This window comes from Ramlibacter sp. (assembly GCF_028292805.1).
GTDB lineage: Bacteria > Pseudomonadota > Gammaproteobacteria > Burkholderiales > Burkholderiaceae_C > Ramlibacter.
Window position 1 is genome coordinate 1 of record NZ_JAQGLS010000179.1, and the last position, 19966, is coordinate 19966.

A 19966-nucleotide genomic window follows, 5' to 3' on the forward strand; every position below is an offset into this window, starting at 1 on the left:
CGCCGACGGCGGCCTCGATGGCCGCGCGGTTGCGGCCGAAGAAGTCGATCTCCCAGCTGGTGGACAGCTGCAGGGTGCCGGTCTCCCGCACCGAGCCCGCCAGCGGCGGCGGCACCGCGCCGTTTTCGGTGTAGCGCTGGCGCGTGAGGTCCAGTGCGCCGCTCAGTTGCGGCAGCGTGGCCGCGTTCGCGGCCTGGCTGATGGCAAGCGCCCGCCGCAACCGGGCCTGCGCCACACCCAGGTTCGGGTTGCCCTGCAACGCCTGCGCGACCAGGGCGTCGAGGCGGGCATCGCCGAACTCGCGCCACCACTGCGGCTGCAGCGGCGCGACGTCGGCGGCGACATCAGGGACGACGGGAGCATGCAGCTGCGCTTGGGGGCCGATGCCGTCCATGCTGGCGCAGGCGGCCAGCAGGCATGCGGCGACCAGCGCAGCGAGGCGGCCACCGGACGCAACCGACGCCAGCCGCGTCATGGCTGTCCCGCCTTGCGGGCAAGGGCGGTGTCGAGCACGCGGTGCAGCAGCCCTTTGAGCTGCTCCCATTCGGCGATGCTCAGCCCCTGCAGCAGCGCGTTCTGCACCTTGCACAGCTCCGCCGGGATCTGGCTGGCCGATGCGCTGCCGGCCTCGGTGAGCGCGAGGTGGACCACGCGCCGGTCTTGCGACGAGCGCGCGCGGGCGACCAGGCCCTTGGCTTCCAGCCGGTCGACCATGCGGGTCATCGCCCCGGCGTCCAGCCGGCATTCGCGCGCAAGTTCGGCCACCGTGGCGGCGTGGCCCAGGTGCAGCTTGAGCAGCGGGATCCACTGGGCGCTGGTGAGCCCGCGCGGCTCCAGGGCCGCGTCGACTTCGGTCGCCACGCAGGCGAGGATGCGCCGCATCAGGTAGGCGGCGCTGTCCTCGGGGTCGTAGGTTTCGGGACGGTAGAAGACGGTCGCTTCTGGCGGCGATGGCGCTGGCATGGCGCCATTATTTATTGCCTAGGCAGTTATTGTCAAAGCAGCTTTTCCGTCCCGAGCAGCGACGCTAGATTCCCAGCAGCTTCTTGGCTTCGCCCAGATCCTTCATCGACGCCTCGTGCTTGCCCGCCTTGTGGTGCACTTCGCCGCTGGCGCGCAGCTTGGTGACCTGGTCCGAGACGTCATTGGTCAGCGCGGGCTTGGTCGCCAGCTTGGCGTCGATCGCCTTCATTTCGTTCGGGCAGTTGTGGGCCCAGGCGGCGCCGCCCAGGGCGAACCCGGCCAGCAAAAGGAGGATGTTGCGCATGGAACGCTCCCTGAAGAGGGCCCCACGATAGACCCGCGCACGGGCGCCCGCCTTGGCGTTTACCCGGGACGGTTCACTCCACCGGTCGGCGCAAGCGCTCCCAGGCCTGCGGCGTCGGCGTGGTGCCGGCGCCCGGTAGCCGCGGCAGCCGATAGAAGCCGTCCACCACCTCGGCCGGATCGGTAAAGCAGTCCTTGATCCAGGGGATGTACTCCAGCACCTGGCAGGCCGGATGGGCATAGGCCAGGTGCACGTGGACCTGGCTCATGTCGCCGGCGTGCGGCGCGACCGGCAGCCGGTATGCGTGCGCCGCGTCGCACACGCGCAGCACCTCCGTCAGCCCGCCCATGCGGGTGACGTCGGGCTGGACCCAGTGCACGGCCTGCTGGTGGAAGAACTCGGCGAACGCGTCCTGCGTGTACAGCTGCTCGCCCAGCGCCACCGGGATGCGGGTGGCGCGCGCCAGCGCAGCATGGCCCTTGACGTCGTCGTACCAGAGCGGCTCCTCGAACCAGAACACGTCGAACGGCTCGGCCCCGCGGCAAAAGCGCAGGCAGGTGGCCAGGTCCCACTTGCCATTGCCGTCGATCGCCAGCGTCACCTCCGCGCCGATCGCCTGTCGCACCGCTTCCAGCCGCCGCAAGTCGCGCTCGACGGTGGAGCCGACCTTGATCTTGATGCCGGTGAAGCCCTGCGCCACCGCCCGCTGGGCGCCCTGCACCAACGCGTCGTCGGCAATGCTCAGCCAGCCGATGTCGGTGTTGTACGCTCGGACCTGCTCGCGCACCTGGCCGCCCAGCAGCCGCCACAGCGGCAGCTCCTGCGCCTTGGCCTTGAGGTCCCACAGGGCAACATCGATGGCGGCCTGCGCCAGCGTGGTGATGCCGGCGCGGCCGATCCACTGCAACGCCGGGTTGCGCGCCAGCTTGTGCCACAGCCGCTGCACGTCGCGCGGGTCCTCCCCGAGCAGCAGCGGCGCATGGCAGGTGGCGATGCAGCGCGTGATCAGCTGGTCGCCGGGCAGGTGCGCATGGGTGCCGGTGAAGCCGTAGCCGTCCAGCCCGCTGTCGGTGACCATGCGCACGCCGACCACGCCCCAGTGGGTGATGCTGTGCGTGCTGTCGGCGATCTGCGCGCCGGTGACCGGCACGTGCAGGATGAAGGGTTCGACTTGCGTGATCTTCAACGGGACTCTCCTGGAGCGGCGGCTGCGCCTCAGAGCCGATTGTGGATCGCGGTGGCCGCAATTGCCGCATGGCCGGTGGCCACCGCGATCTGGTTCAGGTCGACGGCAACATCACCGGCCGCATAAAGGCCGTCCACCGCGGTCTGCTGGTGCGCATCCACTTCGAGCTGGCCATCGGCCTGGGCGCGGGCCCCGAGCGCCGCCGCCAGGCCGCAGGCATGGGTGATCCCCAGCGCGGGATACAACGTGTCGAACTCCAGCAGCTGACCGTTGCGCAGCTTGACCCGCACGCCGCTGCCGACGCCGCACTCGATCTGCTGCGGCGGGCTGTCGGCGATGCGCACGCCGGCTTCGCGCAGCTGCTCCAGATCGGGCGGATCCACGTCGTCCTTCGAAGCCATCGCCAGCCACGTCACCTCGTTGCCGAAGCCGGCGATGAACAGCGACTCACGCAGTCCATGCCCGGCCTTGCCCAGCACCGCCACCCGCTGGCCTTGGGTCTCGAAGCCGTCGCACACCGGGCAGAACCGCACCTGCCCCGCGCTCAAGCCGTCGTGGAAGCCGTCCACGCCTTCGGGCACCACGTCGCGCGCGCCGGTGGCGTAGATCACGAAGCGGGCGCGCCAGCTGCGCTCGCCGGCCTGCGCCACGAAGCTGCCATCGGGCTCGCGCCGCAAGGCATCGACCAGCACCTGCTCGATGGGCACGTCGTAGACGCGCGCGTGCTGGCGCATCCGCTCGAGCAACTCCGGTCCTTCGATGCCTTCGGGAAAGCCCGGCACGTTGCGCGTGCGCGGGATCCACTTGAGCCGGCTGTCGCCGGCATCGAGCACCAGCACGCGCCGGCGGTAGCGGCCCAGGTAGACGGCGGCGGTCAGGCCGGCGGCGCCGCCGCCGATGATCAGGCAGTCGAGGAGGTCGTGGTTCATGTCGTCCATGGCACCTGCTTGGCGACCATCAGCCAGAAGATCAGCAGGAAGGCGACGAAGGCCGCCGCACCGAGCGCCACCCAGCCCAGGAACAGCCGCTGCCAGGCGGCAGTCAGCGGCGTGCCGGCGCGCTCGGCCGCCAGCGCCAGGTCGCGCAGGCGGACCTGGAGCCACAGCACCGGCAGCCAGCAGGCGATGGCCAGCGCGTACAGCCACAGCGACCAGGCGACCCACGGCGTGGCGAACGGCACGCCCATCATGTGCACCAGCCACAGACCGGTGACCGGCTGGACGATGGCGCTGGGCGTCGTCAGCAGCCAGTCGGCCAGCACCACGTTGCGGCTGGCGCCCACGACGCCGTCCACCTGGCCGCGCAGCGTGGCGGCGAACATGTGGAAGGCCGAACCCACGCCGGCGCCGAACAGGATGGTCGACGAGAGCACGTGCAGCCACTTGAGAACGAGATAGTCCATCAAGCCCCCCGCCGCGGCGCCGGCCGCTCCAGCGCCCACAGCAGCGCGAGGGCCGCGGCCACCGGCAGGTTCTTCGTGATCGGCCCGTAAGGATGCAGCCACTGCTCGGGCAGGAACAGCGTGATCAGCACCGTGTAGCCTGCGACCAGCGCCAGTTGTGCCAGCCACAGTGGCCGGCGCCAGCGCGCGGGCGCCGCCAGGGTCAGCACGCCGAGCGCCAGGTCGAGCAGCGCAGCGCCGTACAGGGCGACGCTGGCCAGCGCGCCGTGCAGGCCCACCCGCGCCAGCAGCGCGTAGCTGTCCTGCACCGGGTACAGCCCGAGCGAGACGATGCCGGTCCAGATCCAGAGCAAGGCGACGGCGATGCGCAGCAGCGGCAGCCACAGCTGGACCGCGGCGGCGCGCCGGGCCGGCTCCGCGGCCTGGGCCTCGATGAACTCGCGCGGCTGCCGCGGCGGCCGCCCCAGCAGGCCGGGCAAGGCGTTGTCGTGCGTGGCATTGCCGGCCAGCAGCATGGCGGCCGTCTCGGCGTCGAAGATGCTTCCAGGCAGCTGGCCGGCGAGTGTCGCGGCGGCGCGGAACAGGGGCGTGGTCACGGGCAGCACCCGCAACGGCCCCGGCTCGCCCAGCGCCTGCCGCAGGTCCGCCAGGTAGTCGCGCAGCGCCAGCGGCCGCGGCCCCGCGAACGCCAGCGTGGCAACCCGGGCCGGCGGCGACTCCAGCAGCGCCACGATGCCGGCGACCAGGTCATCGACGTGGACCGGCTGCACCAGCATGTGGCCACCGGCCGGCAGCGGGAGCAAGGGTGCGAGCGCCATTTTGTCGAACAATCCAGCGCTGCCGCCGCCGGCGCCGTACACCAGCGACGGCTGCACGATCGCGGCCCGCAGCGGCAGCGCCCGCAGCACGTCGTCGGCCGCCTTCTTGCTCAGGTGGTAGCGCGAGCGTGCGGATGCATCGGCGCCGAGCGCGGACAGCTGGATGACCACACCGACGCCGGCGGCCGCGCACGCATGGAACAGCTCCACCGGCGCGTCGGTGTGCAGCGCCTGGAAGCCCTGCCCGCGCTGCTCACGGATGATGCCCACGGTGTTGATGGCCGCCTCGACGCCCTGCAGTTGCCGCTGCCACCAGGCGCGCGACGGCACCTGGGCGAAGTCGGCCTGCACGGCGCCGCTGGCGCCCGCCGGCGGGCGCCGCAGCACCGCCACCACCTCGTGGCCGCGGCGCAGCAAGGCAGCGGCCACGGCACGGCCGATGAATCCCGAGGCACCCGTCAACAGGACGCGCATGTGGGGTCGCATGACAAAAGGAACAGTCTAGCCAGCGGCGCGCCGGCGTGGCGGCCATGGTGTCCGTTTGCGACGACCAGCCCCGCGGAATGCGGTGCCTGCCTACACTGGCGCGATGACGACCTGGAAACAAGCGCTGGGCGAAGGCGCCGTCTCGGGCAGCCTCGCCAGCATCCTGTCGACCGCGTACCTGGTGCGCGCGGGGCGGTGCCGGGGCCAGCCGGCGGCACCGGTCAATGCGCCAAGCCACTGGTTCTTCGGCGACACCGCGTTGCGCGAGGACACGGCGAGCGCGCGCTACACGCTGACGGGAGTGCTGATCCACCATGCAGCTTCGGTGCTGTGGGGCGTGCTGCACGCCAAGGCCTGGGGCACGCGGCCGCAGGCGAAGCGGCTGCTGCCGGCGGCGGCCGGGGCGGCCGCCACGGCCGGCATCGCCTGCCTGGTCGACTACCGGCTCACCCCGAAGCGGTTGAACCCCGGCTTCGAACACCGGCTGTCGACGCCGCAGATGGTGAACGTCTACGCCTGCGTGGCGCTCGGGCTGATGGTGGGCAGCATGTTGATGGGCCGCCGGCACGCGAAACCGCACGCCCCCGATCGCCGCCGGCGCAGGGACGACGTCAAAGACTCGCCGCCTCCGCCTTGTCCCGCGCCGCCTCGAGCACCGAGGTGACCGCGTCACCCAGGGCCGCGATGTCGAACGGCTTGCGCAGGATCTTGGGCTTGCCGGCCAGCCGCTCGACGGCGGCCATGTCGGCGTAGCCGGTGGCCATGATCACCGGCAGCTCGCCGACCAGCTTGCGGGCCTCGGAGATCACTTCTGCGCCCGTCATGTCAGGCATCGCATAGTCCACCACCAACACGTCGGGCTTGACCGCCGCCAGCGACTGCAGCGCCTCGGTGCCGTTGGCCGCCTCGGTCACCTTGTAGCCGATCAGGCTGAGGCACTCGACGATCACGCGCCGCACGTCGGGGTCGTCCTCCACCACCAGGATGTGGCAGGCGCCCGCCAGCCGCGGGATGGCCGGACCCTGGCGCGTCGCCACCGGCCCCGGCGCTTCCTCGTCGGCCTGCGGGAACAGGATCTCCACCGTGGTGCCGACGCCTTCCTCGCTGCGCACGCGGGCGATGCCGCCGGACTGGCGCGCGAATCCGTACACCTGGCTCAGGCCCAGGCCGGTTCCGCTGCCGACCGGCTTGGTGGTGAAGAAGGGGTCGAACACCTTGGGCAGCACGTTCGACGGAATGCCGGCGCCTTCGTCGGTGACCGCCACGATCACGTAGTCGCCGGCAGGCAGGTCGCGCTCGTCGGTGTCGAAGTAGCGGGTGCCGGTGACGATCTTGAGCTTGCCGCCAGCGGGCATCGCGTCGCGCGAGTTGACCGCCAGGTTCAGCACGGCCATCTCCATCTGGCCTGGGTCGAGCACCACCATCGCGTCCTCGTCGCACAGGTCCAGCTCGACCTCGACGCCGGAGCCGACAGAGATCTCCAGCAGGTCCTTCATGCCGGCCAGCAGCTGATTCACGTGCGTCAGCTGGGGCAGCAGCGACTGGCTGCGGGCGAACGACAGCAGCTGGTTGGTCAGGCGCGCGCCGCGCCGCGCCGCGCTCTTGGCGCGGTCGACCACCGGCTTGACCTTCTCCTCCTTGGCGTAGAGGGAGACCAGCTCGAGGTTCATGTTGACCACGTGCAGCAGGTTGTTGAAGTCGTGGGCGATGCCGCCGGTGAGCCGGCCGATCGCCTCCATCTTCTGCACCTGCGTCAGCGCGGCCTGGGCCCGCTCGCGTTCGTTGATCTCCTTCATCAGCCGGTCGTTGGCGCTGGCCAGCTCCCGGGTGCGCTGCAGGATCCGGCTTTCAAGCTCGCCGTTCAGGCGCTGCAGTTCCTGCCGGGTCTGTCCCAGTTCGTCCAGGTGCTCGCGAGCCGCGTACTGCCGACGCCGGGCCCGCACCGCCGATTCGGCGGCGCTGGCCAGCGTCTCGGCGTTGAGCGGCCGCTCCAGCAGCACCAGGTTGCCCAGGTTGTGCAGCTTGCGAAAATCATTGTCGGGCCGGCGGCCTTCGCGCTTGGTGGCCAGCACCACGAACGGGAAGTCGGACCAGGGTGGCTGCACGCTAAGCCACTCGACCAGGCGGTCGTCGGCCATGAGGTCGGGCAGGGCTTCCTCGGTCACCACCACCGCGGCGGCGCCTTCGACCAGGGCGGCCAGCAAGGCGGCATGCTCGGTGCACACCAGCGCCGTGATGCCCTGCTGCGCCAGCACGCCTTGCACCACCGCCGCGTCGCGGCCGCGGGGGGCGTGGACCAGGACCCGCAATTCCATCACGCCGCCTTCGAGCCGGGGTCACCCAGCAACGGGAACGTCCCGTGGTAGGCAGTCACGCCGGCCAGCACGCCCTGGAAGTCGGTCAGCTCCTGGCCGACCTCGATCCCGCCCGACCCCAGGCGGAACTCGCGGATGGTCTGCTCATGGTTGTTGGTGCGGCTCTTGACCATGGAGACCGCCTTGAGCAGCTTGCCCCGCGCCTCGAAGAAACGGAACAGCAAGATGGCGTCGGACAGGTAGCTCATGTCCACGTCGGCATGGATGTCGCCGAGCAGGCCGTGCTGGCCCAGGATCAGGATGGTGACGACACCACGGCGGTTCAGGTACGACAGCAGCTCGTGCATCTGCAGCAGCAGGTACTTGCTGCCCGGCATCGCCTGCAGGTAGGCATTCAGGCTGTCGATCACGACGACCTGGGCGCCGCCGTCCTCGACCGCGTGCCGCACCATGTGCGCGAATTCGCCAGCCGAGACCTCGGCCGGGTCGAGCGCGACGATATGCAGCTGGCCGCTGTCCAGGAAAGGCTGAACGTCCAGGCCGAGCGAACGCGCGCGCACCACGAGCGTGGCCAGGCCTTCGTCGAACAGGTAGTACGCGGCCTTTTCGCCGCGGCGCAGCGCCGCCACCGTCGCTGCGACCGCCGTGGTGGTCTTGCCGACGCCGGACGGGCCGGTGAACAGAACGTTGCTGCCGCAGGCCAGCCCACCGCCCATCAATTGGTCGAGCGCGGCCACGCCGGTGCTCTCGATCTTCAAGGCGGCATCGACGTTGTGTTCCGCGGCCACCAGCCGCGGAAACACGGACAGGCCGCCCGTGTCCAGGGTGAAGTCGTGTTCGCCGCCACGAAAGCGGATGCCGCGCATCTTCATCACCCGCAGTCGCCGCCGCTCCGGACCGTACTGGTCGACGGCCTGCTCCAGCGCCACCACGCCATGGGCGATGCTGTGCAGCTGCTGGTCGGTGTGGCTGCTGGAACGGTCGTCCAGCAGCAGCACGGTGCAGCCGTTGTCGGAAAAGAACTTCTTGAGCGCCAGCACCTGCCGGCGGTAGCGCAGCGGGTCCTGCGCCAGCAGCCGCATCTCGGACAAGCTGTCGAACACGACACGTTGCGGCTGCAGCCGCTCGACCGCGGCGATGACGCCGCGCACGGTTTCCCCCAGTTCGATCTGCGAGGGGTGCAGGATGGATTGCTCCAGGTCCGGGCTGAGGCCGTCCGCGCTGATCAGTTCGAACAGTTCGATGCCGTCCAGGTTCCAGCCGTGGGAAGCGGCGACGGTCCGCAGCTCCGCGGCCGTTTCCGACAAGGTCACATACAGGCCGCGCTCCTTGTTGCGCACGCCTTCCCGCAGGAAATGGAGCCCGAGCGTCGTCTTTCCGGCGCCGGGGTCTCCTTCCACCAAATACACATGATTGGACGGAAGGCCGCCGCCGAGGACGTCGTCGAGTCCTGCGATGCCGGTCGAGGAACGTGCCTGGACCGGGAGGTTGGGGGTGGTGGGGGTGCGTCTCATCCAGTGGGAACAGCCGCGAAACTTGCGCTGAGCTGCAATCGTAACGGCTGATGTCAGCCCGCCATGTAGGCTGTTGCCGACAGGCTTGTACGCGCCCGCCTGCAGAGGCGCTCACGGTTGCGGCTCGAGCGCCTGGAGCGTGCGCCACATCACCTTGCCGCTGCCGCTCTTTGGCAGCGCAGCGACGAACTCGACGATGCGCGGCACCTTGTAGACTGCCATGTTCTGCCGGCACCAGGCCACGATGTCCTGCTCGCTAACCTGGCCCTGGTGGCCGGGCCGCAGCACCACCACCGCCTTGACCGTCTCGCCCCGGTAGCTGTCGCGGACCGAGATCACGCAGGCTTCCTGGATGGCCGGATGGCGGAACATCAGGGCCTCGACTTCGGCCGGCCAGACCTTGAAGCCGGAGGCATTGATCATCCGCTTGAGCCGGTCGGTCAGGAAGAAGTAGCCGTCCTCGTCGACCCGGCCGATGTCGCCGGTGCGAAAGAAGCGCTTGCCGTCGCGCAGGAAGAAGGCGGCCGCCGTCGCCTCGGGCCGCTTCCAGTAGCCGTCGAAGACCATCGGGCCGCTGACCACGATCTCGCCTTGCTCGCCCGGCGCCAGCTCCTGCAGCGTCTCCGGATCGACCACCCGGGCGTCGCAGCTCATGAAGGGGATGCCCAGGCATTGCTGCTTGGGCGCGTCCGGCGGGTTGCTGTGCGAAGGCGCGGCGGTTTCGGTCAGGCCGTAGCCTTCGACATAGCGCAGGCCATACTGCTCGAGCAGCCGTTGCGCCACGGCCTGCGGCATGGCGGCGCCGCCGCCGCCGATGTGGGCCAGGCTGGTCAGGTCGAAGCTGGCGAAGTCGGGACTGCCCAGCAGGTCGATCACCATCGTCGGAATGTTGGTCCAGGTGGTGACCTTCCAGCTGGAAATCAGCCAGCCAGCCACCTCGCGGTTCCAGCGCGGCATCAGCACCAGGGTGGAGCCGCTGTAGATGTTGGAGTGCATCACGCTGACCATGCCGGTGATGTGGAACATCGGCACCACCACCAGCGTCACGTTCTCCGCGGTGGCGTTGCCCCAGGTGGCGCCGGCCATCGCGTTGTGCAGGATGCTGCGGTGCGGGTGCATGCAGCCCTTGGGCAGGCCGGTGGTGCCGCTGGTGTAGGGCAGCACGGCCAGGTCGGCCGGCCCCACGTCCAGCGGCGGCAGGGGCAGCACGTGGTCCAGTGCCGCCTCCCAGTCCAGCGCCTGACCGCAGGCAAGCTGCGGCAGCGGATGGCGCGTGAGCAGCCAGTCGCGCCAGCCGGCCGGCAGCGGCCCGGCGTCGGCAGCCTCGGGGTCGAAGGCATCGGTGAACTGGGTCACGACCAGGTGGGCCAGCCGCTGCTCCTGCGGCAGCTGCGCGTCGGCGGCGACCAGCTCCGGCGCCAGGTCGCCGGTGGTGATCGCCACCTTGGCGTCGGGATCGGTGATGTAGTGCTTGAGCTCCTCGGCCCGGTTCATCGGGTTGACCGGCACCACCACCGCATTGGCGCGCAGGATGGCGAAGTGCGCGATCACCAGCTGCGGGCAGTTCTGCATCACCAGCAGCACGCGGTCACCCTTGCGCACGCCCATCCCGTGCAGGCGGGCCGCCAGCTGCTCCGCCTGCCGTTGCAGGCCGGCATAACTCAGCACGCGGCCGAAGAACACCAGCGCCGGCTTGTCGGGATAGCGGCGGGCGCTGGTGGCAAGGTTGTCCCAGAGCGACGTGGCGGGCACGGTGAGCGCCCGGGGCAGGCGCTTGGGCCAGAACTTGTGGTGCGGACGGTCCATGGACAACTTGTCTCCTCAGGCGCGCAGGGTAACCAGCCGGCGGCCGGGCGCCAGCGGGGAAGCACCGAGCCAGTCACATGGGCGCCCGCCACTATCATGCCTCGCAACCAAAGGAGCTTCCAGCATGAAAGCATTTCACGCCGCCATTGCGGCCCTGTTCGCGGCCGCGAGCTTCGGGGTGGCCGCGGCCTATCCCGACAAGCCGATCCGCCTGGTCATCGGCTTTCCGGCCGGCGGCCCGCTGGACCAGCACGCCCGGTTGCTGACCGAGCGGCTGCAGGCCGTGCTGGGCCAGCCGGTCATCATCGACTACAAGGCCGGCGCCGGCGGCACCGTGGGCGCCCAGGACGTGATGAGGGCGGCGCCGGACGGCTACACGCTGATGCTGGCCAACACGGGCGTGATGGTGATCAACCCGGGCCTGTACACCAAGCTGCCGTACCAGACCCTGCGCGACTTCACCCCGATCGCGCGCACCGCCATGCAGCCGCTGGCGCTGCTGGTCAACCCCAAGCTTCCGGTCGGCTCGCTCAAGGAGTTCATGGACTACGCGCGCACGCGGCCGGGCCAGGTGAACTACGGCTCCGCCGGCAATGGCGGCATCAGTCACCTGGTGCCGGAGATGTTCAAGAGCGCCACCGGGCTGTTCATGGTGCACATCCCCTACCGCGGCAGCGCGCCGGCCTTCACCGACCTGATGGGTGGCCAGGTGCAGTTCATGGCCGAATCGATCCCGCAGGCGGCGGCGTACCACAAGCAAGGCAAGGTCAAGGCGCTGGCGGTCACCAGCCGCGAGCGCAATCCGGCACTGCCCGAGATCCCGACGGTGATGGAAAGCGGCATCAAGGACTTCGAGGTGGTGGGCTTCTACGGCTTCCTGGCGCCGGCCAACCTGCCCAGGGGCGTGACGGCGAAACTGAGCGACGCCTTCCGCCAGGTGCTGGCGCAGCCGGAGATCCGCAACCGCATGATCAGCCAGGGCGCCGATCCCGCGTTCCTGGGCAGCGACGACTTCGCGAAGTTCCTGGCCGCGGAGATGCCGCGCTGGGCCGAAGCGGTGAGGAAGTCGGGCGCGCGGCTGGACTGACGGCGCGCCGCGCCTTCAGCCCTGGGCGGAATCGCGCCGGCTGAACATGCGCAAGTCCAGTGGCCAGTCGTTGCCCAGCCAGTAGGCATGCTCGGTGTGGTCCCTGAGGTCGTCGCCGCTGAGGCCATGCACGAACACGTCCAGACCCTGCCGGTTGGCGTCGAGCCAGGGCACGAGCGCATCGAACTGGTCGGCGGCGAAGGCCAGCTGGCAGCTCCAGCGCGGATGAGGGCCGACGTTGCGCTCGTGCACCCGGCCGACCGACAGCCGGAACCTGCGCCCGGCCTCCTCGCACAGCGCGCGCGCCTGCGTGACGGTGCCTTCGTCGAAATAGACGTGCGCGTGGTAGGCGGCATGGACGTTGACGGGGCGGCGGGGCATGCGCCGATTGTGCCCTCCGCCGGCGTCGCGCGTGCCGCTAGCCACCCTTGGCCGCCATGGGTCCGGGGTGGCAGGCACAGGCTTCGCCTTGCGCCGCCGCCACCAGGTCGTCCAGGATGCCGCAAGGGTGGCTGTCGTGGTCGGCGTCGCAGCGCAGCCGCAGCTGCGACAGCTGCCGCTCCAGCGCCCGCAGGCTCTTGAGCCGGGCGCGCACGCGTTGCAGCTGCTCCGTCACCACCGCCTCGGCCGTCGCGCCCGCGCCGGGCTGGCCGTCCACCACGTCGAGCAGGCTGCGGATGTCGGCCAGCGGCATGTCGAGCGCACGGCAATGCCGAACGAAAGCCAGCTGCTGCAGGTGCTGCTGCGCGTAGTGGCGATAGCCGTTGGCCTGGCGCGCCGGCGCCGGCAGCAGCCCGGCCTTTTCGTAGTAGCGGATGGTTTCCACCTCGACCCCGGTGGCGCGGCTCAGGTCGCTGATCTTCATGCCGCCATGGTAGCCGCTTGACCCTGGAGCCGCTCCAGGGTTTCAAATAGCCTGGAACGAACCGGAAGAACCGCTACATGCACGACCAATCCCACGCCGACCACGGCCACCACGGCCACTCCCACGGCATCGAATCGCTGGCCGGCGCGCCGCCGGGCTACCGCCGGGTGCTGTGGATCGCGCTGGTCGTCAACGCCACCATGTTCCTGCTGGAGATCGGGGCCGGCGTGGCTTCCGGTTCGGTGTCGCTGTTGGCCGACGCGATCGACTTCCTGGGCGACGCCGCCAACTACGCCCTGTCGCTGGCGGTGCTGGCCATGGGCGCGGTAATGCGGGCTCGCGCCGCCATGGTCAAGGCAGTGTGCATGCTGCTGTTCGGGGCCCTGGTGTTGGGGCGGGCCGGGTGGGCTGCATTGGCGGGCGACACGCCGCAGCCCGTGACCATGGGGGTGGTCGGCCTGCTGGCGCTGGCGGCCAACGTGGGCGTGGGTGCCCTGCTCTATGGGTTCCGCGAAGGCGACGCCAACATGCGCAGCGTATGGCTGTGCACGCGCAACGATGCGATCGGCAACCTGGCGGTGTTGCTGGCCGCGGCGGGGGTGCTGGGCACCGGCACCCGCTGGCCGGACCTGGCGGTGGCCGCGGTGATGGGGGGACTGGCGCTCGCAGCCGGGCTCAGCGTGACACGCCAGGCCCGGCAGGAACTGGCGCGCGAGGCGCGCGCCAGTTCCCGGTGATTGATGTGGGTTTGGGCAACGAGAGCAGGGCGGCGCATCGCGCCGCCCTGCCCTGTCTCTGTGCGGGGGGACCGGCTTCGCCGGCCCCCCGCACCCTGATCAGGCCACCGAAAAATCGCTGGCGCGATTTTTCAGCGATCTCGCGTCAACGGCCGAAGATCTTGGCGAAGACGTAGCCGGCGGCGAAGGCGACGCCGAGCGCGGCCAGCGGATTGGCGCGGACCTGGTCGCGGGCCATGTTGCCGTACTCGTCGGTCATGTCCATCACGCGCTCGCTGCTCACGCCGATCTTCTGCTCGAGCGTGTCGACGGCTTCGTGCAGGCTCTGGGCCACCTTGCGCACACGGTTCACGTCGCCATTCAGGCCAGTGCTGCTGCTGCCCTGGCTCTGCTCGCCACTGGTCGGGAAGGGGTTCTGTGACGTTTCGGTGTTCATGGGGGTCCTCTCACGGGGCTCGTTACGATGATTCCGGCACGATGCCGGCGGAAGGGACTACTGTAGGAAGCCCAGCCTTGGCAGGCTGTCGGAAAATGCTTGGCAACCGCTGTAGGACATATCCTGCCTCAAGCAGGGCCGTGCCCCAGCCACTACGATCACAACCCATGAAGACCCCGATGTCCCCCAGCCGCCGCGGCCTGCTTGCCGCGCTTGCCGCCGTGCCGTTCGCTGGTCTGGCGCAAGGCCCGTCCAGGGTCCGGATCGAAGTCTGGAAGGATCCCGACTGCGGCTGCTGCCAGGACTGGGTGGACCACCTGCAAGCCAACGGCTTCGCGGTCAAGGTCAACAGCGGCGGCAACGAAGCGATGCGCGCCAAGCTCGGCATTCCGCCGCAACTGGGATCTTGCCACACCGGCCTGGTCGGCGGCTATGCCGTCGAAGGCCACGTGCCGGCGGCCGACATCCGCCGACTGTTGAAGGAACGGCCGGCCGCCGTCGGCCTGACGGTGCCGGGCATGCCGGTCGGCGCCCCCGGCATGGACGGCGCCGCCTATGGCAACCGGCGCGATCCCCACGACGTGCTGCTGGTGCCCAGGTCTGGCGCGCCGCGCGTGTACGCGAGCTACAACAAGGGCTGACAACCGGCGCGGACATAATCCCGCGCATGAGCAGTTCCTCCATCACGCAAGTGGCCGGCATCGAAGTGGGCCACTACACCGACACCCGCCGCCCCACCGGTTGCACCGTGGTGCTGGCACTAGGCAGCGCGGTTGCCGGTGTCGACGTGCGCGGCGCGGCGCCCGGCACCCGCGAGACCGACCTGCTGGCGCCCGACAACATCGTCGAGCGCGTGCACGGCATCGTGCTGGCCGGCGGCAGTGCCTGGGGGCTGGATGCCGCCTCCGGCGTGATGCGCTGGCTGGACGAACGAGGCGTCGGGATGGAAGTCGGCCCGGCGCGGGTGCCGATCGTGCCGGCCGCCGTGCTGTTCGACCTGCCGCTGGGCGACCAGTCCATTCGCCCGGACGCCGCCGCCGGTTATGCGGCCTGCCTGGCCGCCTCGCGCGAGGCGCCGGCCGAGGGCAACGTCGGCGCCGGCGCCGGTGCGGCCGTGGGCAAGATCTTCGGCATCCGCCGCGCGATGAAGGGCGGCATCGGCAGCGCCTCGGTCACCGTCGACGGCGTGACGGTGGGGGCGATCGTCGCCTGCAACGCATTGGGCGACGTGGTCGACCCGGAGACCGGCCACGTGATCGCCGGCGCCCGCAGCGACGACGGCCACAGCCTGCTGGACACGCGGCGCGCGCTGCTGCGCGGCGAGCAGCCCAAGCCGATGCTGGCGGGCAGCAACACCACCATCGGCGTGATCGCCACCGACGCCGTCATCACCAAGCTGCAAGCCTGCCGGCTGGCCACCATGGGCCACGACGGTCTGGCCCGGGCGATCAACCCGCTGCACACGCTGTCGGACGGCGACGCCCTGTTCGCGCTCGGCACCGGCGCCAGCGGCAAGACGCTGGGCATGATGACCCTGGGCACCATGGCGGCCGAAGTCTGCGCCCTGGCCGTGGTGCGCGCGATCCGCGCGGCCCGCAGCATCACGGTGGGCGAGCTGCACCTGCCCTCGGCCTCGGACCTCGGATGAGGCCGGTGCGGGCGCTGCGTTCCACGCTGGTGTCGCTGCGCGACCTGCTGATCTCCGCCGGCCCGGTTGCGCTGCTGGCCGTCGGCCTGCTGGTGCTGGCCTACCTGTGGCTCGACCCGAACCCGCCCAGGCGCGTCACGCTGGCCACCGGGCCGGCGCAAAGCGCCTACGACGAATTCGGCCAGCGCTATCGCAAGGCGCTCGCCGCGCACGGCATCGAGGTGCTGCTGCTGGCCAGCGAAGGCTCGTCGGCCAACCTGCAACTGCTGCGCGAAGGCAAGGCCGACCTGGGCTTCGTGCAGGGCGGCAGCAGCGACCGCGCCGTCATCGAGGAAGGCGGCCTGCTGTCGCTCGGCAGCCTGTTCGTGGAACCGGTGTGGCTGTTCTACCGCGAGGATGCCGCCAAGGCGATGCCCGGCGGCGCCGTCACCGCGTTGGCGCAGCTGCAGGAGCTGCGGCTGAACGTCGGCACCACCGGCAGCGGCGTGCCGCACCTGATGAACCAGCTGTTCGAGGCGAACAAGGTGGACCCGGCGCAGCTGAAGCTGTCGCGGCTGGAGCAGACCCCGGCCACGGTGGCGTTCCTGGCCGGCGAGCTCGATGCGATCGTGTTCGCCTCGGCGCCGCAGTCGCTGATGGTGCAGATGCTGCTGATGACGCCGGGCGTGCGGCTGATGGACTTCAGTCAGAGCGAGGCCTACTCGCGCCGGCTGCCGTTCCTCACGCCGGTGCTGTTGCCGCGCGGCGTGGTCGACCTGGCCGGGGACCAGCCGCCGCGCGACGTGCGGCTGGTCGCCACCACCACTGCGCTGCTGACCCGCCAGCAGACGCATCCGGCGCTGCTGCAGCTGTTCGCGCAAGCCGCGCGCGAGCTGCATGGGCCGGCCGGCTGGTTCAACCGGGCCGGCAGCTTCCCGGCCATCGATCACAGCGAGTACCCGGTCTCGCCCGAAGCCGAGCGCGCGATCCGCGGCGGCAAGCCGTTTTTGCAGCGCTGGCTGGCGTTCTGGCTGGCCAATCTGGTTGAGCGCATGTGGCTGGTGCTGGGCCTCATCCTGGCGGTGCTGCTGCCGCTGTCGCGCGTCGTGCCGCCGCTGTACCAGTTTCGCATCCGCTCACGCGTGTTCCGCTGGTACGCGCAGCTGCGCGACATCGAAAACCGGCTGCACGAGCAAGCGGCGCAGGGTGCGGAGCTGGCGCGCGAGCTGGACACGCTGGACGAGAAGGTCGGCCGCATCTCGGTGCCGCTGGCCTACGCCGACGAGCTCTACGCGCTGCGCAACAACATCGCGGTGGTCCGGCGCAAGGCGGTCGGGGCGGTCGAGCCCGCCTGAATGCAAAACGCCGGCAGCGAGCCGGCGTCTGGTTGCTGGGCGTGACGCTCAGTTCGACGCGGTGACGGTGCGCTCGCCGGTCATGCGGCCCTTGAGCTCGCGCAGTTGCGCCGACAGCTGCGCGGCTTCGCTGGCGCCCAGGCGCGCGTTGGCGATGTGGCGTTGCGTCTCGATCGGCAGCTTGGCGGTGTTCTTGCCGTTCCAGGTGTTGCGGCCCTTGGTCGACAGGTTGTAGTAGATCGAGACGCCTTCGCGCAGCTTGACCGCATGTTGCTCGGGGTTGAGCTTCAGGCCGGCGATGCGCTTGGCGCTCCACTTGGCCGCGTCTTTCAGGTGCAGCGCGGCGGCGTGCACGGCCTCGACCGGATCGGCCGGGTTCACCAGGCCCACGGCCTTGGCGGTTGCCGGCTCGAACTGCGCGATGCCCAGGTTGGGCGTGCCGTCCTTGCTGGCGCCCATGCGCGGGATCCAGGTGGTCTCGGCATTGATGATGCCGTAGACGTCGCGATAGCTCAGGCCCACTTCCTCCAGCCCGGCGCGCTGCGCCGCCGACTGCGCCAGCAGGATGCGCGACTGCGCATCGGGCGTCTTGAGCAGGTTGCCGGCGTAGCGCACCGGCAACCAGTTCATCTTCTTGCGCAGCTGGTCGTAGTAGCCATCGACCTTGAAGTTGAACGGAGCAACCTTGGCCACCGGCGCGGGTTCCACCGCGTAGGCGACTTCGCCGGCCTGCGACCGCTGCGCCAGCGTGTCGGAAGTGGTGGGCATGACGGCGATGGAACCGGTCAGGCCGATGCCCAACAAACCGGCCAGCATCAGGACGTTGTGCGCCGAGGTCACTTTGGCTGCGATGGGTTGCTGCTTCATTCGTAGGTTCCTTGCTGGTCGATGTGTGCGAACAAGTCCTACAGAGCGGCGCACGTCGTTGAAAGTTCAGCCCGTTACAGCGTCCCGTCCTACATGGCTGTCGGACGACCGGTCGTCATCCGGTGCAAAGCCAGTGTTCATGCGGCTTTGCGGAAAATCGCGGGGCTGAGCCAGTGCTGAAAAGAGTTTGCAGCAGCGGCCGAGCCGGCCGGCGGCCCGGCACCTTGGGTCCGTGAATATTCACGTATACGATCAGGCAGAGCCAGCCTCGTGGCGCGCCAGGCTCTTCGTTTCGAACGCGTTCTCCCGACCGTTGCTCGCAGGCCTCAGCCACGTTGCGGCGCCGGATGTATACGCGTATAACCCAGCGCGTGCCCGCCTCCTTCCTGACCCAGACTTCTTCATCGGCAGTGATCCAGCTGCTGCGCCAATCCCTGGACCGCGGGCGCTGGTCGCCCGGCGCGCCGCTGCGGCAGGAGGAGATCGCGGCCGAGCTCGGCGTCAGCCGGGTCCCGGTGCGCGAGGCCTTGTTCCAGCTGCAGGCCGAGGGCCTGGTGCAGGTGGTTCCCAACAAGGGCGTCTACGTGCGCCGCCTCAGCGCCGCCAACCTCAGCGAGCTGTTCAGGCTGCGACGGCTGCTGGAAGGCGACGTGCTGGGCGACGCGGTGCCGCTGCACACGGCGGCCAGCCTGAACCGGTTGGAGACGGTGCAGGCGGCGATCGACAAGGCCCGCACGGTGGCCGACTGGCTGGCCGGCGACCGCGAGTTCCACGAGGCGCTGTATGCGCCGGCCGACCGCCCCGAGACGATGGCCACCATCCGCCGGCTGCGCTTCATCGTCGACCGCTTCTACTTCGCGCGGCTCAAGCCCGGCACGCGGGCGCAAGGCTGGCACGAGGAACACCATGCGCTGATCCGCGCGGTGCGGCGGCGCGACGCCAAGGCGGCGGCCAGGCTGCTGGCCGCGCACCTGGAAGAGACCGAGCGCAGCGCGCTTGCCGCGCTGGCGGTGGCCTGAGCCACCACGCATGGCCCGCCAGCCGTGCCTGCACTACCACGTGTACGTGGTGGAACTGGGCGACGCCGTCTGGAACAACGCGCGCTTTCGCCGCTGCAACCCGCACTACCGCCTCGGGATGCCGTTCGTCTACGTCGGCATGACAGGGCTCGATCCGGACCTGCGCTTCGACAAGCACAAGGCCGGCATTCAGGCCAGCAGCTTCGTGCGCGACCACGGCATCAAGCTGCGGCCCGACCTGTACGAGGTCTACAACCCGATGCCTTACCAGGCCGCGTGCGAGATGGAAGTGGAACTGGGGATCGCGCTGCGCGAGCGCGGGTATGGAGTCTGGCAGGCCTAGGAGCGTCATTTCCGCGCGGCGGAAATCCAGGGCGCCGCCGGTGCCCGCCTGCGCGGCGGCGACGAATCATTCCGGGTGATGCAGGCTGTTGCGCCAGGCCTCGTGCGCCACTGCGTCGAGCGCGCCGTCGACAACCGCGCGCAACGACACCAGCCGCAGGCTGCCGTCGGCCAGCATCTGCTGCAGGCGGCGCCGGGTCATCGAGCGGCTGGCGCCGCTGGCGTGGCTGAACATGAACAGCAGGCCATGCGGGCTGGCCCAGGACAGCTGCCAGCGCGTTGGCTCGCCGCCCTCGCCCAGCAGCTCCACCCAGGCGCCGGGCTCCAGCTCCATCGGCGGCAGCGTGTCGGGCTCCCACGGCGCCGAGCCGAACGGCAGCACCTGTTCCGGCAGGAAGCCGGAATCGTGCGCCTCGCCCGGCGCCAGCCAGGTGGGCGCGCGCGCCGGCACCGGCGCCAGCGCCGGCAACGCCGCCCCGATGCCCGAGGCCAGGCCGATCGCCACGCCGCGCAGCTGGCGCAACACGGCCTGCCAGCGCTGCGTGTCGGCCGGAGGATGGTCGATGCTGGCCAGGCCGGCTTCGATTGCCTCTTCGAGCAGCCCCTGCTGGCCGGCCACCCGGGTCGCCAGGGCCGGCTGCACGCTCCACAACAGCACCGGCACCACGGCGGCATGGCCACCGGGGTCTTCGGCGCCGCTCTCGTTGGTCAGGCGCGCCTGGGCCATCACCTGCGCCCAGGGGCCGCAGACGAAGGCCAACGCCTCGTCCGGCGCCGCCTGCGCGTCGGTCCGCTCACGCACCTGGGCCGCGATGCGGTCGGCCAGCAGGTTGCGCT

The 19966-nt window shown here is 70.3% G+C and carries 23 protein-coding genes; 8 read left to right on the forward strand and 15 right to left on the reverse strand.

The annotated features are described in order from the left end of the window. From JWP65_RS10955 to JWP65_RS10985, 7 genes are all read right to left on the reverse strand, one after another. On the reverse strand, window positions 1-475 hold a 475-nt coding region (locus JWP65_RS10955; protein ID WP_299763600.1), incomplete at its 3' end, for a TolC family protein. Continuing rightward, window positions 472-963 (reverse strand): MarR family winged helix-turn-helix transcriptional regulator, encoded by a 492-nt coding sequence (locus JWP65_RS10960; RefSeq protein ID WP_299763602.1) that lies wholly within the window; start codon window positions 961-963, stop codon window positions 472-474. The genes JWP65_RS10955 and JWP65_RS10960, both read right to left, overlap by 4 nt. Window positions 964-1027: 64 nt before the next feature. Then, entirely contained in the window at window positions 1028-1267 is a 240-nt protein-coding gene (locus JWP65_RS10965) for a hypothetical protein (RefSeq protein WP_299763604.1), read from the reverse strand. 73 nt (window positions 1268-1340) lie between these two features. Next, on the reverse strand, window positions 1341-2453 hold the full coding sequence (locus tag JWP65_RS10970) for a mandelate racemase/muconate lactonizing enzyme family protein (protein WP_299763606.1): 1113 nt from the start codon (window positions 2451-2453) through the stop codon (window positions 1341-1343). Window positions 2454-2482: 29 nt separating this feature from the next. Beyond that, a complete protein-coding gene (locus JWP65_RS10975; protein ID WP_299763608.1) occupies window positions 2483-3382 on the reverse strand; it encodes an NAD(P)/FAD-dependent oxidoreductase in 900 nt (299 codons plus the stop codon). Continuing rightward, on the reverse strand, window positions 3379-3855 hold the full coding sequence (locus tag JWP65_RS10980; RefSeq protein WP_299763610.1) for a DUF2269 domain-containing protein: 477 nt from the start codon (window positions 3853-3855) through the stop codon (window positions 3379-3381). The genes JWP65_RS10975 and JWP65_RS10980 overlap by 4 nt, the downstream gene beginning before the upstream one ends. Then, the gene (locus JWP65_RS10985) at window positions 3855-5147 is read right to left on the reverse strand and encodes an SDR family oxidoreductase (protein WP_299763612.1); all 1293 of its coding nucleotides are present in this window, start codon (window positions 5145-5147) and stop codon (window positions 3855-3857) included. Before JWP65_RS10985 ends, JWP65_RS10980 begins: the two co-directional genes overlap by 1 nt. A 115-nt stretch (window positions 5148-5262) precedes the next feature. Here JWP65_RS10985 and JWP65_RS10990 point away from each other — a divergent pair, with 115 nt between their 5' ends. After that, complete coding sequence (locus JWP65_RS10990) at window positions 5263-5823, forward strand: hypothetical protein (protein WP_299763614.1); 561 nt, start codon at window positions 5263-5265, stop codon at window positions 5821-5823. On the opposite strand, the gene JWP65_RS10995 is transcribed toward JWP65_RS10990, so the two are convergent. The 3 genes from JWP65_RS10995 to JWP65_RS11005 form a co-directional block, all read right to left on the reverse strand. After that, complete coding sequence (locus JWP65_RS10995; RefSeq protein WP_299763616.1) at window positions 5771-7474, reverse strand: response regulator; 1704 nt, start codon at window positions 7472-7474, stop codon at window positions 5771-5773. The two genes, JWP65_RS10990 and JWP65_RS10995, sit on opposite strands and share 53 nt — an antisense overlap. After that, entirely contained in the window at window positions 7474-8988 is a 1515-nt protein-coding gene (locus JWP65_RS11000) for an ATPase domain-containing protein (protein ID WP_299763618.1), read from the reverse strand. The genes JWP65_RS10995 and JWP65_RS11000 overlap by 1 nt, the downstream gene beginning before the upstream one ends. Before the next feature lie 111 nt (window positions 8989-9099). Continuing rightward, window positions 9100-10794: a long-chain fatty acid--CoA ligase gene (locus tag JWP65_RS11005; protein ID WP_299763620.1), complete on the reverse strand. Its 1695-nt coding sequence runs from the start codon at window positions 10792-10794 to the stop codon at window positions 9100-9102. Between the two features lie 124 nt (window positions 10795-10918). Between JWP65_RS11005 and JWP65_RS11010 the strand changes: the two genes are divergently transcribed. Beyond that, on the forward strand, window positions 10919-11881 hold the full coding sequence (locus tag JWP65_RS11010; RefSeq protein WP_299763622.1) for a tripartite tricarboxylate transporter substrate binding protein: 963 nt from the start codon (window positions 10919-10921) through the stop codon (window positions 11879-11881). A gap of 15 nt (window positions 11882-11896) precedes the next feature. Here the strand turns inward: JWP65_RS11010 and JWP65_RS11015 are convergent, their stop codons facing one another. After that, on the reverse strand, window positions 11897-12262 hold the full coding sequence (locus JWP65_RS11015; RefSeq protein ID WP_299763624.1) for a DOPA 4,5-dioxygenase family protein: 366 nt from the start codon (window positions 12260-12262) through the stop codon (window positions 11897-11899). 37 nt (window positions 12263-12299) lie between these two features. Further along, window positions 12300-12746: a Cd(II)/Pb(II)-responsive transcriptional regulator gene (locus tag JWP65_RS11020; RefSeq protein WP_299763626.1), complete on the reverse strand. Its 447-nt coding sequence runs from the start codon at window positions 12744-12746 to the stop codon at window positions 12300-12302. Between the two features lie 77 nt (window positions 12747-12823). Here JWP65_RS11020 and JWP65_RS11025 point away from each other — a divergent pair, with 77 nt between their 5' ends. Then, window positions 12824-13483 (forward strand): cation transporter, encoded by a 660-nt coding sequence (locus tag JWP65_RS11025; protein ID WP_299763628.1) that lies wholly within the window; start codon window positions 12824-12826, stop codon window positions 13481-13483. Between the two features lie 145 nt (window positions 13484-13628). Here JWP65_RS11025 and JWP65_RS11030 read toward each other — a convergent pair whose 3' ends face one another. Further along, a complete protein-coding gene (locus JWP65_RS11030) occupies window positions 13629-13919 on the reverse strand; it encodes a hypothetical protein (RefSeq protein WP_299763630.1) in 291 nt (96 codons plus the stop codon). Window positions 13920-14086: 167 nt separating this feature from the next. Here JWP65_RS11030 and JWP65_RS11035 point away from each other — a divergent pair, with 167 nt between their 5' ends. From JWP65_RS11035 to JWP65_RS11045, 3 genes are read left to right on the forward strand one after another with little or no spacing between them, the layout of a single operon-like run. Beyond that, window positions 14087-14560 (forward strand): DUF411 domain-containing protein, encoded by a 474-nt coding sequence (locus JWP65_RS11035; protein WP_299763632.1) that lies wholly within the window; start codon window positions 14087-14089, stop codon window positions 14558-14560. 26 nt (window positions 14561-14586) lie between these two features. Continuing rightward, entirely contained in the window at window positions 14587-15567 is a 981-nt protein-coding gene (locus tag JWP65_RS11040; protein ID WP_299763634.1) for a P1 family peptidase, read from the forward strand. Next, window positions 15564-16901 carry a TAXI family TRAP transporter solute-binding subunit gene (locus tag JWP65_RS11045; protein WP_299763636.1) on the forward strand — a complete coding sequence of 446 codons (1338 nt, stop codon included), beginning with the start codon at window positions 15564-15566 and terminating at the stop codon, window positions 16899-16901. The genes JWP65_RS11040 and JWP65_RS11045 overlap by 4 nt, the downstream gene beginning before the upstream one ends. Before the next feature lie 48 nt (window positions 16902-16949). On the opposite strand, the gene JWP65_RS11050 is transcribed toward JWP65_RS11045, so the two are convergent. After that, complete coding sequence (locus JWP65_RS11050; RefSeq protein ID WP_299763638.1) at window positions 16950-17768, reverse strand: hypothetical protein; 819 nt, start codon at window positions 17766-17768, stop codon at window positions 16950-16952. Between the two features lie 371 nt (window positions 17769-18139). Here JWP65_RS11050 and JWP65_RS11055 point away from each other — a divergent pair, with 371 nt between their 5' ends. Together JWP65_RS11055 and JWP65_RS11060 are read left to right on the forward strand one after the other, a co-directional pair. Continuing rightward, window positions 18140-18787: a GntR family transcriptional regulator gene (locus JWP65_RS11055; protein WP_299763640.1), complete on the forward strand. Its 648-nt coding sequence runs from the start codon at window positions 18140-18142 to the stop codon at window positions 18785-18787. A gap of 10 nt (window positions 18788-18797) precedes the next feature. Beyond that, window positions 18798-19130 carry a hypothetical protein gene (locus tag JWP65_RS11060; protein WP_299763642.1) on the forward strand — a complete coding sequence of 111 codons (333 nt, stop codon included), beginning with the start codon at window positions 18798-18800 and terminating at the stop codon, window positions 19128-19130. A gap of 66 nt (window positions 19131-19196) precedes the next feature. Here JWP65_RS11060 and JWP65_RS11065 read toward each other — a convergent pair. Continuing rightward, window positions 19197-19966: DUF1631 family protein (locus tag JWP65_RS11065; protein ID WP_299763644.1), on the reverse strand; the 770-nt coding region annotated here is incomplete at its 5' end.

Bases quoted from the DNA above. Each gene is read 5' to 3' on its own strand.
- JWP65_RS10960 (WP_299763602.1), bottom strand. From the start codon at position 963: ATGCCAGCGCCATCGCCGCCAGAAGCGACCGTCTTCTACCGTCCCGAA.
- JWP65_RS10965 (WP_299763604.1), bottom strand. From the start codon at position 1,267: ATGCGCAACATCCTCCTTTTGCTGGCCGGGTTCGCCCTGGGCGGCGCC.
- JWP65_RS10975 (WP_299763608.1), bottom strand. From the start codon at position 3,382: ATGAACCACGACCTCCTCGACTGCCTGATCATCGGCGGCGGCGCCGCC.
- JWP65_RS10980 (WP_299763610.1), bottom strand. From the start codon at position 3,855: ATGGACTATCTCGTTCTCAAGTGGCTGCACGTGCTCTCGTCGACCATC.
- JWP65_RS10985 (WP_299763612.1), bottom strand. From the start codon at position 5,147: ATGCGCGTCCTGTTGACGGGTGCCTCGGGATTCATCGGCCGTGCCGTG.
- JWP65_RS10990 (WP_299763614.1), top strand. From the start codon at position 5,263: ATGACGACCTGGAAACAAGCGCTGGGCGAAGGCGCCGTCTCGGGCAGC.
- JWP65_RS10995 (WP_299763616.1), bottom strand. From the start codon at position 7,474: ATGGAATTGCGGGTCCTGGTCCACGCCCCCCGCGGCCGCGACGCGGCG.
- JWP65_RS11000 (WP_299763618.1), bottom strand. From the start codon at position 8,988: ATGAGACGCACCCCCACCACCCCCAACCTCCCGGTCCAGGCACGTTCC.
- JWP65_RS11005 (WP_299763620.1), bottom strand. From the start codon at position 10,794: ATGGACCGTCCGCACCACAAGTTCTGGCCCAAGCGCCTGCCCCGGGCG.
- JWP65_RS11010 (WP_299763622.1), top strand. From the start codon at position 10,919: ATGAAAGCATTTCACGCCGCCATTGCGGCCCTGTTCGCGGCCGCGAGC.
- JWP65_RS11015 (WP_299763624.1), bottom strand. From the start codon at position 12,262: ATGCCCCGCCGCCCCGTCAACGTCCATGCCGCCTACCACGCGCACGTC.
- JWP65_RS11020 (WP_299763626.1), bottom strand. From the start codon at position 12,746: ATGAAGATCAGCGACCTGAGCCGCGCCACCGGGGTCGAGGTGGAAACC.
- JWP65_RS11025 (WP_299763628.1), top strand. From the start codon at position 12,824: ATGCACGACCAATCCCACGCCGACCACGGCCACCACGGCCACTCCCAC.
- JWP65_RS11030 (WP_299763630.1), bottom strand. From the start codon at position 13,919: ATGAACACCGAAACGTCACAGAACCCCTTCCCGACCAGTGGCGAGCAG.
- JWP65_RS11035 (WP_299763632.1), top strand. From the start codon at position 14,087: ATGAAGACCCCGATGTCCCCCAGCCGCCGCGGCCTGCTTGCCGCGCTT.
- JWP65_RS11040 (WP_299763634.1), top strand. From the start codon at position 14,587: ATGAGCAGTTCCTCCATCACGCAAGTGGCCGGCATCGAAGTGGGCCAC.
- JWP65_RS11045 (WP_299763636.1), top strand. From the start codon at position 15,564: ATGAGGCCGGTGCGGGCGCTGCGTTCCACGCTGGTGTCGCTGCGCGAC.
- JWP65_RS11050 (WP_299763638.1), bottom strand. From the start codon at position 17,768: ATGAAGCAGCAACCCATCGCAGCCAAAGTGACCTCGGCGCACAACGTC.
- JWP65_RS11060 (WP_299763642.1), top strand. From the start codon at position 18,798: ATGGCCCGCCAGCCGTGCCTGCACTACCACGTGTACGTGGTGGAACTG.